13 protein-coding genes are annotated in these 13,510 nt (G+C 34.1%); 3 read left to right on the plus strand and 10 right to left on the minus strand.

Features of this window, described 5'->3' with window-relative positions; genetic code table 11:
• Nucleotides 1-63: 63 nt before the first annotated feature.
• Complete coding sequence (locus ND855_RS02655; RefSeq protein ID WP_322113514.1) at nucleotides 64-1,092, minus strand: alpha/beta hydrolase; 1,029 nt, start codon at nucleotides 1,090-1,092, stop codon at nucleotides 64-66.
• 182 nt (nucleotides 1,093-1,274) lie between these two features.
• Between ND855_RS02655 and ND855_RS02660 the strand changes: the two genes are divergently transcribed.
• Together ND855_RS02660 and ND855_RS02665 are read left to right on the plus strand one after the other, a co-directional pair.
• Nucleotides 1,275-2,264: a M14 family zinc carboxypeptidase gene (locus ND855_RS02660; protein ID WP_265357073.1), complete on the plus strand. Its 990-nt coding sequence runs from the start codon at nucleotides 1,275-1,277 to the stop codon at nucleotides 2,262-2,264.
• A gap of 369 nt (nucleotides 2,265-2,633) precedes the next feature.
• The gene (locus tag ND855_RS02665) at nucleotides 2,634-3,572 is read left to right on the plus strand and encodes a sensor histidine kinase (protein ID WP_265357074.1); all 939 of its coding nucleotides are present in this window, start codon (nucleotides 2,634-2,636) and stop codon (nucleotides 3,570-3,572) included.
• A gap of 6 nt (nucleotides 3,573-3,578) precedes the next feature.
• Here ND855_RS02665 and ND855_RS02670 read toward each other — a convergent pair whose 3' ends face one another.
• The 5 genes from ND855_RS02670 to ND855_RS02690 are packed head-to-tail and all read right to left on the minus strand — an operon-like array spanning nucleotide 3,579 to nucleotide 6,400.
• The gene (locus ND855_RS02670) at nucleotides 3,579-4,169 is read right to left on the minus strand and encodes an HAD family hydrolase (protein ID WP_265357075.1); all 591 of its coding nucleotides are present in this window, start codon (nucleotides 4,167-4,169) and stop codon (nucleotides 3,579-3,581) included.
• Nucleotides 4,166-4,798, minus strand: coding sequence for a molybdenum cofactor guanylyltransferase (mobA, locus tag ND855_RS02675; RefSeq protein ID WP_265357076.1), 633 nt, complete (start codon nucleotides 4,796-4,798; stop codon nucleotides 4,166-4,168). The genes ND855_RS02670 and mobA overlap by 4 nt, the downstream gene beginning before the upstream one ends.
• Nucleotides 4,779-5,204, minus strand: coding sequence for a molybdenum cofactor biosynthesis protein MoaE (locus ND855_RS02680; RefSeq protein WP_265357077.1), 426 nt, complete (start codon nucleotides 5,202-5,204; stop codon nucleotides 4,779-4,781). Before ND855_RS02680 ends, mobA begins: the two co-directional genes overlap by 20 nt.
• An 11-nt stretch (nucleotides 5,205-5,215) precedes the next feature.
• A complete protein-coding gene (locus ND855_RS02685; RefSeq protein WP_265357078.1) occupies nucleotides 5,216-5,458 on the minus strand; it encodes a MoaD/ThiS family protein in 243 nt (80 codons plus the stop codon).
• Complete coding sequence (locus ND855_RS02690) at nucleotides 5,459-6,400, minus strand: GTP 3',8-cyclase MoaA (protein ID WP_265357079.1); 942 nt, start codon at nucleotides 6,398-6,400, stop codon at nucleotides 5,459-5,461.
• Nucleotides 6,401-6,527: 127 nt separating this feature from the next.
• Here ND855_RS02690 and ND855_RS02695 point away from each other — a divergent pair, with 127 nt between their 5' ends.
• Complete coding sequence (locus tag ND855_RS02695) at nucleotides 6,528-7,604, plus strand: HesA/MoeB/ThiF family protein (protein ID WP_265357080.1); 1,077 nt, start codon at nucleotides 6,528-6,530, stop codon at nucleotides 7,602-7,604.
• On the opposite strand, the gene ND855_RS02700 is transcribed toward ND855_RS02695, so the two are convergent.
• From ND855_RS02700 to moaCB, 4 genes are all read right to left on the minus strand, one after another.
• Entirely contained in the window at nucleotides 7,601-9,757 is a 2,157-nt protein-coding gene (locus ND855_RS02700) for a molybdopterin-dependent oxidoreductase (protein WP_265357081.1), read from the minus strand. The two genes, ND855_RS02695 and ND855_RS02700, sit on opposite strands and share 4 nt — an antisense overlap.
• Before the next feature lie 93 nt (nucleotides 9,758-9,850).
• A complete protein-coding gene (locus tag ND855_RS02705; protein ID WP_265357082.1) occupies nucleotides 9,851-11,206 on the minus strand; it encodes an MFS transporter in 1,356 nt (451 codons plus the stop codon).
• A gap of 198 nt (nucleotides 11,207-11,404) precedes the next feature.
• Nucleotides 11,405-12,595: a molybdopterin molybdotransferase MoeA gene (locus ND855_RS02710; protein ID WP_265357083.1), complete on the minus strand. Its 1,191-nt coding sequence runs from the start codon at nucleotides 12,593-12,595 to the stop codon at nucleotides 11,405-11,407.
• The gene (gene moaCB / locus ND855_RS02715) at nucleotides 12,592-13,506 is read right to left on the minus strand and encodes a bifunctional molybdenum cofactor biosynthesis protein MoaC/MoaB (RefSeq protein WP_265357084.1); all 915 of its coding nucleotides are present in this window, start codon (nucleotides 13,504-13,506) and stop codon (nucleotides 12,592-12,594) included. Before moaCB ends, ND855_RS02710 begins: the two co-directional genes overlap by 4 nt.
• Between the last annotated feature and the right edge of the window lie 4 nt (nucleotides 13,507-13,510).

Here is a 13,510-nt window from a genome sequence, read left to right on the forward strand (position 1 = left end):
AGAGTTGGAAAATGAAATTAACGAATCAAACATCAAATCTTTATGACTAATTGGTTTGGTTCGTTAATTCAGTTTTTGAATGAAGTTGAGAATCGAATTATCTCTTTCTTTAATCTGATCAAATAGAATTCCATAATGATTGGAATCAATTTCCATTCCTTTTGAATTAGGGATTCTTTTTAACATTTCATCAAATGAATCTTTTGGTAATAAATCATCATTAGGAAACAAATTCATTTTAGTAGCTCTTAGAATGAGAGTTGGAGTAAGAATTGTTTCGAAGTTCAATCTCTTGTTGAGTATCATTCGTTTGCCCATTTTCATTGGATGAGATAAAAATTGTAACATTACAGTTTTCAAATCAATGGCACCACCCATCTCTTTTAGTTCTTCTTCCATAACATATTTTGGCATATGGCAAACATAACCATTTTGAATTGGGTGTAATTCATTTCCAAAGTAATCTTGGATTTTCTTTGTCCACTTTGGTACTAAAGGAGAATTTTTTACCAAATTAAAATAATCATTTTGACTTCTATAGACAACATCCAAGCGATCAAATGACTGTTTGAGCACCTTTAGGATTTGGATTCTCTTTTTGACTGTTAAAAGACCACCTCCATCTATGAGTATCATACCACTGATTTTATTAGGGTATTTAAGTGCATAACGAAGTGCAATCATACATCCAAAGGAATGTCCTAAAATTATAAAATCCTTTAATTTGTAATGTTGAACCAATTGATTTAAGTCTTCAATATGATTCATAAAACCATAGCCAGTATTTGGTTTGTCTGAATGACCTCTACCTTTTAAGTCGTAGGAGATAACTTTGTGACCTGCTTTTGAAAGTAAGTTTGCAAATGACTCCATCGAATGTAGATTTCCAGACAATCCATGTAAACAAATGACAGTCTTTTTTCTTCCTGGCCAAACTCCGACATGAAGGGAAGTATGATTCACTAGGATATTATCTTCCCGAAATCTACTTGGTTTTTTGGGACTTACCTTTTGGTTGGTATTTTTTTTTGTCATAATCGATTTGAATGAAACCTGTTTCCGTATGATAGAATTTGGTGGACCAAATTTCATTTCAATGTTTTAATTTCCTTCATTTTGAGAACACAATCATAGAATGGAAAAATTGTAATCAAAATGTAACAGTAATCGTAATATTCGAATTTTAGAAATGGAGTCGTTGTAAAATGTTGAATCATAGATACAAACGAGATTTGGTTTTACAATTCATTTGATTTGATTCGAGGCAAAAATTAATGTTACGTGGTATAAAAAGATTAAATCGTTATGAAAACAGAATCCTAAAAATTGTTAAGTTGGGTGGTAAACTTGTTAGATTAAAACAATATGGCTTCTCTTCTAAAACGGAGGAAGGATTTAGGTTCCCAATTTATGTTTTGGAAATTGGAAAACCGAAAGCCATTAAAAGTAATGTTTCAGGTCTTATAGCAGGCGTTCATGGTTTAGAGACCATTGGCATTCGGGTGTTATTAGATTTTTTGGATGATCTTTTTGCACGTAAAAATTCTGTTTTGTATCATGAAATCAAAAATGGTGAAGTTGGAATTGTTTGCATTCCAGTACTAAATCCAGGTGGAGTTGCTTTAAAAAGACGTTCGAACCCAAAGGGTGTCGATTTGATGCGAAATTCAGGTGTAGAAGCGGTTAAAGCTCCATTTTTTTTTGGGGGGCATAAGTATTCAAATTTTTTTCCGTATTATCGTGGTAAGGTGTTACAAACTGAGTCAAGGGTTTTAGATCGATACTTCAAGGAATATTTTCTTAAAGCTGAAAATCAATTAATCCCAGTTGTAGATATTCATTCTGGTTTTGGTACTGTGGATCATGTATGGTGGCCTTATGCGAGTACACATGAACCATGTGCTGATGAAGATTTATTTCAGAAAATTGGTTCAAATTTTACAAATCATTTAAATCATTTCTTATATCGATTTGGGCCACAAAGTGAAACTTATACAAGCCATGGTGATCTTTGGGATCGATTGTATGATAAATTCCAATCAAATATAAAAGAGACACAATCTCCTATTTCTAGGCATTTTCTCCCCCTAACATTGGAAATTGGTACATGGTCGGATATCAATTTAGATCCATTGAAAATATTTCGCAAAAGAGGTATTTTTAATCCAACACGCGAATTAAAACAAAAATCAATCATCAGCCATCGGAAATTTTTATCCGATGTTATACGGCTTGCAAAAATGAACCCTTCGGACATATACTAGATAAAATTATGTTCCGAATTTTGTAATTATTCACTTTACCTTTTTTTGATTTTCTGGTAAATTTACCCAGCTAAGGAAATTAATTTCTTTGGGTGAAGCCAATGTATCAATTAAGTGAAGTACTAAATCTGATTTTCGATAGCATTGGTATCTTAATTATTTCAAGACTATTGATCCTTCAGCTAATTCCAAAATATAATTTTTTATTCACAGCATTTCTTTTGATTTGGTTCAGTAATGTTTTTACAGTTCTCGAAGGATATTATTTCCACGATTTTTTCAATTTTTTAGAACATTCATTTTATTTTTTTTCTTCCGTTTGTTTTTTCGTAAGCGTGAAAAGAGAAATATTGGTTAGCCAACATTGATATGAATTTAATCGTTCTCTTAAATGTTTTATCGCTATTCTTTTGTTTGGTGTCATTTTGCTTTATTATTGTTTATTTTATGAAAAGACCTTCTTTTCGCGGGGAAGGGACTTTTTTGATACTACTTGCTTTGATTCCTTGTTATGTAAATATTTCCAATATTTTTGAACATGGTTTGTTGATTGATTATTTTGATGAGTATGAAGGTTTTTTTAAAGATTTGTATGCAATGATTCTTTTGATTTTTCTATACATCAGTTCTATCAAAAAAGAGCAAAAAACGAGACTGGCTCATGAACACCAAATTAAATCAGACCTAAAATTAAAGTCAAAACTTCTAACCGAAATACACCATAGAGTAAATAATAACTTACAAATCATATCTGGGCTTATGGCCTTACAAATTGAATCTGAAAAAGATGAAAAATTGACATCATCACTCAACTTGATACAAAACCGAATTCAAGCTATTGCATCAGTTCATAAGATTATTTATGGTTCACCAAACTTACTTTATGTAAATTTGAATCAAATATTTTCTTTAATCTTAAGTAACTTAAAAATAACTTATTTGAAAGAAAATGTAGATATAGAATTGCGAGAGTTAGTGGAAGAAGGTTTTGAAATGGATCTCGATCGTTCTATTCCGATTGGATTGATCTTAAATGAATTGGTTTCCAATTGTTTTCGTCATGCTTTTACGATAGAAAATAAGGGAATAATTGAAGTGAGTTTAGGAAAATTGGAAGAGGAATTTGTTTTGGTTATTCGAGATAATGGAATAGGAATGAATGTTGAATCGGAGGAAAAGGGTATAGGTTTGATGTTAGTCAGAAATTTAGTAAAACAATTACAGGGAACAATTTTGATTGGAACTCAAAAAGGGTTAACATTCGAAATTAGATTTCCAATCAAAAATATGAATCCGATAAAAATTTAATTTTGCTTATAGATACAAGATTTCATCTAATTTCCTAACTTTGTAACTCGCTTCCTTTTGGAAAGGGAACAATCCAGTTGGATCAATGTAGATTGTCTCAACATTTGCTCTTTTACCAGCTTCTAAATCATATATATAGTCTCCGATCATTATCGTTTCTTCTGGTTTTGCATTCCATTGTTTCATCAGATACAAAATTCCATCAGGGTTTGGTTTTGGAATGGCACGATCTCGGCAGATAATATTCTGTTCATTGAAAAAACTTGAAATCCCTGCTGCACTTAATGTTTCTAATGAATTTACAAAATTATTGCGCGTTAATATCCCTAATGTTTTCGTTTGTGAGTGAATTGTTTGTAAAAATTCAAAACAACCTTGTGATGCTTTTGCTAATTGTGCAATTTTGTATTCGATATTATCTAATTCTATATCTTTTTGTTTCTTTACGTTAGGTGGAAGGGATGAGAGTGAAGTTAATATATCAACATCCGTTGGGATACCGAGTTCTTGTTTAATCGCTAAAAAATCATGTTGTGCAACTGTTAACGTGCCATCCATATCAAAAATCCAAAACTGTTTTCTTTGGTGAAGTTTCATCTATGATACAATTCAAAGTCTGATTTTGAGTTAATATTTTGCAAAAAAATTTCTTCTTCCATTGGTAAATTTAGAAAGATTGAAGTATTTTCTAAAGCCTTTATTTTTTTTTGTAAAGATAATTCAATCTTTGGATTGAGATAGTAAGCTTGAATCCATTCTTCTAATGTTGATTTGTTATAAATTGCACATAATGGTTCGATTCCATTTTTCGTCTGATAGAAAACACCAGATAAATTTGGATTTTCATGATATCTATCAATCAGTCGTTTGATTGATTTTAATTTGATGGAAGGAGTATCCACTGCAATCGTGAAAATTGCTTTGTAATGAATGTGATTCGATTTTAGGAAATGATGTGCCGAAATTAACCCACACAATGGTCCTTGTATGTTTTCAAATTGGTCAAAAATAAAAGAGTTATTTGGAAACCATGATTCATAGAGAGGGAGTTGTTCTTTTCGAAGTGATAAAAAGAGATTGAATTTAAAAATTGAAATTTTTTTTGCGAGAGTTTTTATGAAGGTTGAATTTTTCCCAATTGGCAAAAATGCTTTATCTTCACCCATCCTGGAACTTTTCCCACCAACCAAGAGTAAAAAGACGACATCACTCGTGGTTTGAGTCATGTAGACATCCCTTTGACCATTCGGAACTACCATCTTGGTAGTATTCTTTTTTCCAAATTGGTACTTCATGTTTCACTCGATCGATAATGTATCGGTTTGCTAGGTAAGCTTCGTCTCGATGGACTGAACCAGTGGAAACGATCACTGCAATTTCACCAACGATCAACTTTCCAAGTCGGTGTATACAATTTGCATATTGAAGTACCCATTTTTGTTTACAATCTTGCAATATGGAATTGATCATTTGATTTGCCAATTCCGAATATGCTTCATATTCTAAATGGGTTACAATTTTACCTTCATTGATATCACGTACGATTCCAGTGAAAAGTACATACCCACCCATATTTGGAAGTGAAGGTATTATATTCGTTATTTCAATTGTGTTGTCTGTTATGTGTTCCATCGATTAATCAATTATCCTCCACTCGATGGAGGTAAAATTGCGATGATCGAGTTTTTAGGAATCATATCAAAATCATTTACAATTTTCTGATTGATTGAAACCCTACTTACATTTATAATTTTTGATGCATTTGGATTTTGTTTGCATAACAATTCTTTTAATTGAGTCACCGAAATATCATCGTCAATTTCTGTTATTTGTTTCGCTGTAAAAAAATCCTTTAACGCTGCAAAAAATAATATTTCTGCCTTCATCTAACCTCCAATATATTTCATTGATAATTCAGAACCAATGAATTTAGTTTTTTTTGTTAACATAGCTTGGTTTAATGTAGATTCAATTTCGTCTTTAGAACTTGGTATTTCAAAGGAAGTTTCATCACTCAGACAACCATAGATTCTACCCTGACTGTCCATTCGTAATCGATTACAACCTTCACAAAAAGGTTCTGTATGATTGGCAATCATGCCAAAAATATATCCTTCCCCAGTACTAAAATATTGTGCGGTAGAGTCTGGTGCGGTTGGATAATCTCTAATTTGGTATCTTGTTTTAATCTGGTTTCGAATTTCTTCTGCAGAATAAAAATACAATGGGTGTTCTTTATGGAGGGGACCCATTTTCATAAATTCTAAAAATCGAATGGGTATCGATCGTTTGCCTGCCCATTCCAATAAATCCAATATTTCGGAATCGTTAAATCCACGTAAGATCGTGGAATTAATCTTGATATCGAATCCAATTTTTTTGGCTATTTCAATTTGGTCTAAAATTTGTAACACTGGATTTTTCCGATCACTTAAAGTTTCAAAACCTTTCTGGGATATGCTATCCAATGAAAAATTGATTCTCGTAAGACCAGCGGACTTCATTTTTTCTATGAGTCCTTTGTCAAAATTTCCATTTGAGGTGAGAGCAATCTGTTTTATCGAATGTTGTTTTACAACTTTGATTAATTGGATGAGATCCTTGTGGAGGGTAGGCTCTCCTCCAGTTAAATGTACTTCTTTTATATCGATATGTGGGAGTAATCGTGTGAGATTTGTATTTAAAAGTTCTGGACTTAGGTATTGGTTATATGCTTTTTTTGGATTGTGATTTTCTTTTTCTTTGGGTGCACAATATACACATGCGAAATTACAATGGGATAAGATACTAATTCTCAAAACTTCAAATTTTCTAGTATCCAAGGACATCGTTATAAACGAATTTATACAGGAATTATTAGTTGGAAAGAAAAATTGATTTTTTTCCGCAGATCAAAACCAAATTTTGATAAAAATATATTTCTTAAGTATCCTCTTGTTATAGTTCAATATTTTTATGAATACAGATAAAGAAAAATATTTCCAACGCCAAACCTTAGTTCCTGAAATTGGACAAGAGGGTCAAAAAAAATGGAACGAATCTTCAGTTCTTATCATTGGAGTTGGTGGTTTAGGATGTCCTTCTGCTTTGCAACTTGCATTGTCTGGGATCGGTCGAATTGGTCTAATGGATTTTGATGTGGTTGATGTTTCCAATCTGCATCGGCAAACATTGTTTACATGGAAAGATATTGGTCGAAAAAAGGTAGAGGTAGCCACTGAAGTACTTAAAAATCACGTTCCATGGTTACAGATAGAAATTTATTCGGAATTTTTGAATCCGAAGTCTAACATTGATTTTTTGGATACATGGGATATAGTGTTGGATTGCACAGATACTATCCTATCAAAGTATACAATCAATGAAATTTGTTTATCAAAAAAGATTCCTCTTGTAACTGCTTCTGTTTTTAAAACAAGTGCTCAATTTGCTATTTTTTCTGGAGTCGGGAAACCATGTTATCGTTGTTTGTTTCCGGATTTAAGTGAAGGTGATACATTGAGTTGTAATGAGGGAGGTGTATTGGGAATTCAGGCAACATTAGCAGGAACTTACCAAGCTTCTTTGGCATTGCAATATTTGTTAAATCCGAATCAAATTGATTTCAATTCTGTTTATTTTTTAGAATGGAATCCACTTTCTTTTTACCAGTCAAAAGTGGAAAAAAATCCTGAATGTACTGCTTGTGGCAGTCATCATAAACAGATTCAAAACAAAGGGTTGAACCAAGAGATAGATGTGGAAGGTTTTTTGAGGCTGAAGTTAAATACTTCTGTTACACTGCTCGATGTAAGAGAAAATGAAGAGATTATACAATCTCCCATACCTGAAACATTTTGTTTTCCTCTTTCTGTATTAGAAAAAGGAAAGTTACCAGATTTGAAATATGACCAAACGATTGTTTGCTTATGCGAAACTGGAGTTCGTTCCAAAAAAGCTCTTTCTTATCTTTCAAAATTTAAAAGTAAATATTCTTTGATCGGAGGTCGCAAAGTATTGTCCCAATATTTGAATGATCACAAACCTTACTAACTTGAAATTTTCAAAATTTTTACTTGTATCCCACTAAACGCAGCATTTCCAGAAAACTCATCAATCGACTGATCGTCTGTTAAGTCATTGATGCTAACACCAGAAAATTGAGTTGCAACCTTCTGGCTTGTACCACTTCGATTGTGTCCAAATCCATGGGGAATACTCACGACACCTTTCATCAATTCATCTGTAATTTCGACTGGTATTTGTAACTTTCCAACTTTTGATTCAACGATTACTTCTTCATGATTTGAGATTCCCAAAAAACTTGCATCATCTGGATGAACCATCATCGTACACCTTGGTTTACCTGTCATCAGTTTGGGTAAATTATGCATCCAAGAATTATTATTTCGTAAATGCCTTCTTCCAATTAATAAAAATGGAAAATTCGAATGACCAATATTTAAGTGTTCATTGAATTTTGTTTTTAATCTAGGAATATCATTTTGTAATAAAGGAGGATAGAGTTGGATTTTTTTATCTTCTGTGTAAAGTCTATCCGGAAATGATTTTTTGAGTGGTCCTAAATCGATTCCATGAGGACTATTTTTTAGCAGTTCCAAACTCATCTGAATTTCAGTATTATTTTTGCTTCCGTAAGGACCTGATTTTAATGCATGGTCAATGATGCTAGCAGGCGTTAGTTTTGTCCTTATCAACTCAGTTGGTAACTCCTTCCCAGTACGTAAGAGTTCGATTCGTTTTGTCAAATCGGAGAAAATTTCCCAATCATGCAACATTCCTTCTTCAGGAGGGAATAAAGGTTGGTTATAACGCGAAGTATTTCTGACAGCAAATACATTGAATATTAAATCGTAATGATCATGTTCTAGGGTAGATGTTGGAGGCAAAATATAATGAGCATGTTTTGTAGTTTCGTTTATATAAAAATCGAAACTAATCATTAGATCAAGTTGAGACAATGCTTTTTCAAGTTTGGATCCGTTAGGAGTGGATAAAACAGGATTCCCAGCTGATGTTGCTAATGCTCGAATTTGACCTTCTCCTTCCGTTAAGATTTCTTCCGCTAAAGCTGAGACAGGTAATTCATCGTTGAATTCCGGAAGTTTTCTCACTCGTGATTGATAAGTATTAAAACTTCCAGGTGAAGATCTCATCGTCGAGCCTTCTCCTACTAAATCAACGGCAGGCAATGTAAACATGGCACCACCTTCTTTGTCTAAATTTCCAGTGACAATATTGATGACATTGATCAGCCATTGGCACAAAGCACCAAATTCTTGTGTGGAAACACCAACTCTCCCATAACAAACAGCAGACGAGGCATTCACAAACTCCAACGCAATTTTTTCGATTGTATCCATCGGTATCCCAGTGATTTTAGAAACAACACTTGGATGGAATTCTTTCGCTAAACTTATTATAGAATTCAAATCTTTCTCTTTGATTAGTGCGTTTGGTTTGTTTCGTTTTTTATCAAATATTACGTTTAATAGTGAAAGTAAGAAAAAAACATCCGTTCCTGGTTTGATAAAAATATGTTCGTTTGCATGTTCTGCTGTTTCCGTTTTTCTTGGGTCTATTACTACATATTTTCCACCTCTGTCTTGGATTGCTTTTAATCTTTTTTTAACATCTGGAACTGTCATCAAGCTACCATTAGATGCAAATGGATTTCCGCCTAAAATAAGAAAGTATACAGTGCGATCAATGTCTGGGATTGGTACAAGTAATTGATGACCGAACATCAAATAGGAAAGAAGTTGGTGGGGAAGTTGGTCAACTGAAGTTGCAGAGAAATTATTTTTTGTTTTGATCCGACTGACAAATCTTTGTCCATATAACATCGAACCATAATTATGAACATTTGGATTTCCATTGTAGATGGCAACAACATCATTCCCATACCTTGATTGTAGTTCTACAATTTGTTTTGCGATATCGGAAAGTGCCTCTACCCAAGAAACTTTTTCCCAACCTGATTTAGTTCTTTTGAGAGGGAATTTAATTCGATCAGGATCTTCGTATAAACTTTTTAGTTCGGGACCTTTTGGGCAAATATGCCCTCTACTGAACTGATCAAGAGAGTCACCTTTAAAATTTTGAATGATCCCATTTTTGATTTCGATTTGGAGCCCGCACATGGCCTCACATAAATTACAGGAACGATAATGTGTTTGATCCATATTTCTCTCCTAAGACAAAAAGTTTAGAAAAGAAATTTTTGAGAGACAAGTTTAAATTTGTCTCTCAATCAAAAATTGGGTTCGCTTTTGAAGTTAGTTTGCTGTTGCCAATTCCGCTTTTTTCTCTCCCTGCGGTATGATTTGGTTCATTTCTTCGCCAACTTCTTTCTCTTCTTCCATTGTGAATCGAACTAATAAGGCAAAAAAGGAAGAGACAGTTACGATCACACCTATGATTAAGAGTGCATTTTGGTAACTGACTTCTCCTCGGAACAAAAATCCGGCTGATACTGCCCCCACGTTCCCACCAGCACCAACAATACCTGATACAGCACCGATTGCTTTTTTGTTAACAAAGGGAACTACAGAAAATGTTGCACCTTCTGACATCTGCACAAATAAACTGAAAACAATCATGGAAGAGATAGCAAGGATAAGTGATGTCATTTGAGAAAACAAGATCAAACAAATTCCTTCACCAGCAAGAGCCGCAGATAACCAGATCACTCGCCCACGTAATCCCCATTTGATACCAAATTTATCTCCAAAAACTCCACCTAACGTTCTTGCAAAGAGATTCATTAAACCGAAAAGTCCTGCGATAAGTCCTGCTGTAGCTGGAGTTAATTTAAACTGATCTACGTAATACAAAGCTGCAATGTTGTTAATTGTTAGTTCAATTCCGAAACAAGCTCCATATGCTAAAAATAATAGCCAAACTCTAGAGTCATTTATCACCAAAAGAAAGTTAGATAGTGTATTTTTTTTACCACCTTGGAATGTAGGATACGATTCTTTGATGTCTTTAAAATTTCCACCAGGTGTATCTTGGGTACCGAAGTAATAAATAATTCCCATTACAAATAATGCTATTCCAGGAACTACCATGGCAAGTCTCCATGAAACACCAGTCGTAAATCCAAATGCGACAAAAAAGCCAAATATAATTGGCATTACCATCTGTGTCACACCACCACCTAAATTTCCCCAACCAGCGGTTGTAGCATTAGCTGTACCAATAATGTTAGGTGCAAACATAACCGATGTATGATACTGAGTGATCACAAATGATGCTCCTATAGCACCGATTGCCAAACGTAAAAGTAGAATTGATAAATAACTGTCAGCTAGTCCTATGGACATAACGGGAATAGATCCGAAAATTAACAAAAAAGTGTATGCGATTCTTGGTCCAATTTTATCACATAACCATCCAATTAATAGTCGCATAAATATTGTTATTGCAACAGAGGCAATAATGATATTTCCTATTTGTGCTTTAGTGAGAGAAAGTTCTTCTCTGACATAAACCATAAGTGGTGCAATTCCAAACCATCCAAAAAAACATAGAAAAAATGCAATCCAAGTGAGGTGGAATGTCCTCATTTGGGGAGTATTGAAACTGAATAAATCGATCTTAGTTGCTTTCGCATGAGGTGTAATCGTCACGGGAATGATTCTCCTTATGTAAGATTACTTTGCAAAAAGTGTACCAAATGTCCATTTTGGTATGGCTTGTAAAAAGCTTAAAAACTAGTGTTTTTTAAGCATAAAGAATGAGAAAGGAGATGAATCACTTAAGAAAATAAGAATTGTATAAAATACGAAATATATGTGTACGGAACGTACAATTTGATGAGATTTAATTTACCAAGGCAAAAACTCGATTACTTGTTCGGAGTTCAATTCTTTTGATTCACTTGGAAAGATGCCAAGTCCATCTGAGTTTCTACCTGCTTTGATATCTCCGCTTCCATTAAAGGGAATAGAAACCAAATATGTTTTTTCTTTTGTTACCAATTGAACGGGAAAAAACTCTGTTAGGTTATGTTTTTTCTTTTTTGAATCAAGGACTGGGAACTTCAAACTTGATTCTCGTTGTTGAGAAAATGAAGCTCTCAAATAAGGATCGATAAAAATGCGAAAACATGTTTGTACACTAAAGGGATTACCGGGAAGCCCAAAAACAATCGTGTTATCTTTTTTGCCAAACCAAATTGGTTTTCCCGGTTTAATGGCAGTTTTGTGAAAGATATTCTTCACTCCTAACTTCGTTAGTAAATTAGGGACTAAATCTTTTTCTCCCATCGAAACACCACCAGATAAAATTAATACATCGGATTCCAATCCATCTTTTATGGTGCTTTCCATTTGGATTTGATCATCAGGTACATGAGTAATTTGATCGGGGATGATTCCGAATTTTAATAACGAGGTCGAAATCGTTACTGAATTTGAATCACGGATTTGATGGGGAAGTGGATTTTCATGTATAGGAACAACTTCATTCCCTGTTGAAATGATTCGTACTTTAGGGAACGAAAACACAGAAACATTCGCTTTACCTACACTCGCGAGCAAAGAAATTTCAGAAAGACGTAGTTGAGTTCCAATCGATAGGAGCGAATCCCCTTTTTTTGCATCTTCACCTTGTTTTGCGATATTTTGCCATTGAAATACCTGTTCCATTGGAAAGGAGACGTATCGAATCCCATTTGTTTCTGAAAGGTTGGCATCTTCTATTTTGATCACAACATCGTACCCGTCCGGGACTGGGGCACCAGTCATAATGCGGATCACCGACTCATTCGGAAGTTTAGAAAGGGTGAAACCTGCGTGTAGTTCTCTATTATACTGAAATTGTTTTCCTTTCGAATATTCTTTGTAAGAAATTGCGAATCCATCCATCGCAGAACGATGAAAAGGTGGATAATCGCGATCTGCAAAAATTTCTTCAGACAAAACTCTACCTAATGCATGGTTAAGTGGTATAAGTTCTGAACCAAAGGATTTTGATTCATTGAGTATCAAATCGATTGCTTCTGAATAGGAGATCAATGACCTTCCCCTCTCATCATTTTTTTTGCATGGAAAACAGCTGGTAAAATTGCTGTTATACTCTCTCGTGCTCCGTTGCTACTCCCAGGTACTGCGATAATAACCGTTTTTCCAATACTACCTGCAACTGATCTTGATAACATGGCAAAAGGAGTTCTATCTTGTCCGAAGGATCTCATGGTTTCTGCAATACCTGGAATTTCTTTTTCAAACATTGGTTGGATGGTATCGGTTGTGTTATCTCTTGGGCCAAGACCCGTTCCTCCAGTGGTAATGATAAGATCTATTTTTTCTTTTGTCCAAGTAGATATAGTTTGTTCAATTTCTTTTGGTTCATCGGGTACAATTTTGATTTCTAAAACTTGAACACCTTCGTTATTTAGAAGTTCGGCGATGATTTTACCAGATCCATCTTCTTTTTTTCCAGAAAAACATGAGTCCGAACACACTAATATCTTTGCAGTTGAACCATCTGCAAACTTTGAAATTTGTTTGTCGGTTTTCCCACCTTTTTTCTCCAAGAGCCGAACATTTGAAATTTCTAATGATTTATCAATCGGTTTTAATAGATCATAAATTACAAGTGTTGCCACAGTCACACCTGTTAATGCTTCCATTTCGATTCCTGTTTTTCCTATGGATTTCGCTTGGGTTGTGATACGAACTGCATTTTTATCTTCAATGATTTCAAATTGGATCGAAAAAGAATCAATGGGAACAGGATGGCAATGTGGAATGAGTTCTGATGTTTTTTTTGCGCCTAACAGAGCCGCTGCTTTTGCCACTCCAAACAAATCACCTTTAGGTAAAGTATTTGATTTGATCCTTTGTATAGTTTCTTTTTGGCAGTAGACAAAACCTTCGGCTTCTGCATACCGGAGTGTGGTTCTTTTTCCCGTGATATCGTTCATTCCT

Origin of the sequence: Leptospira paudalimensis, from assembly GCF_026151345.1 — a bacterium.
In the GTDB taxonomy this organism is placed as follows: domain Bacteria; phylum Spirochaetota; class Leptospiria; order Leptospirales; family Leptospiraceae; genus Leptospira_A; species Leptospira_A paudalimensis.

Excerpts from the sequence above, each read along its gene's own strand:
- ND855_RS02695 (WP_265357080.1), top strand. The coding sequence starts at position 6,528 with ATGAATACAGATAAAGAAAAATATTTCCAACGCCAAACCTTAGTTCCT.
- ND855_RS02685 (WP_265357078.1), bottom strand. The coding sequence starts at position 5,458 with ATGAAGGCAGAAATATTATTTTTTGCAGCGTTAAAGGATTTTTTTACA.
- ND855_RS02665 (WP_265357074.1), top strand. The coding sequence starts at position 2,634 with ATGAATTTAATCGTTCTCTTAAATGTTTTATCGCTATTCTTTTGTTTG.
- ND855_RS02700 (WP_265357081.1), bottom strand. The coding sequence starts at position 9,757 with ATGGATCAAACACATTATCGTTCCTGTAATTTATGTGAGGCCATGTGC.
- ND855_RS02660 (WP_265357073.1), top strand. The coding sequence starts at position 1,275 with ATGTTACGTGGTATAAAAAGATTAAATCGTTATGAAAACAGAATCCTA.
- moaCB (WP_265357084.1), bottom strand. The coding sequence starts at position 13,506 with ATGAACGATATCACGGGAAAAAGAACCACACTCCGGTATGCAGAAGCC.
- mobA (WP_265357076.1), bottom strand. The coding sequence starts at position 4,798 with ATGACTCAAACCACGAGTGATGTCGTCTTTTTACTCTTGGTTGGTGGG.
- ND855_RS02670 (WP_265357075.1), bottom strand. The coding sequence starts at position 4,169 with ATGAAACTTCACCAAAGAAAACAGTTTTGGATTTTTGATATGGATGGC.
- ND855_RS02690 (WP_265357079.1), bottom strand. The coding sequence starts at position 6,400 with ATGTCCTTGGATACTAGAAAATTTGAAGTTTTGAGAATTAGTATCTTA.
- ND855_RS02655 (WP_322113514.1), bottom strand. The coding sequence starts at position 1,092 with ATGAAATTTGGTCCACCAAATTCTATCATACGGAAACAGGTTTCATTC.
- ND855_RS02680 (WP_265357077.1), bottom strand. The coding sequence starts at position 5,204 with ATGGAACACATAACAGACAACACAATTGAAATAACGAATATAATACCT.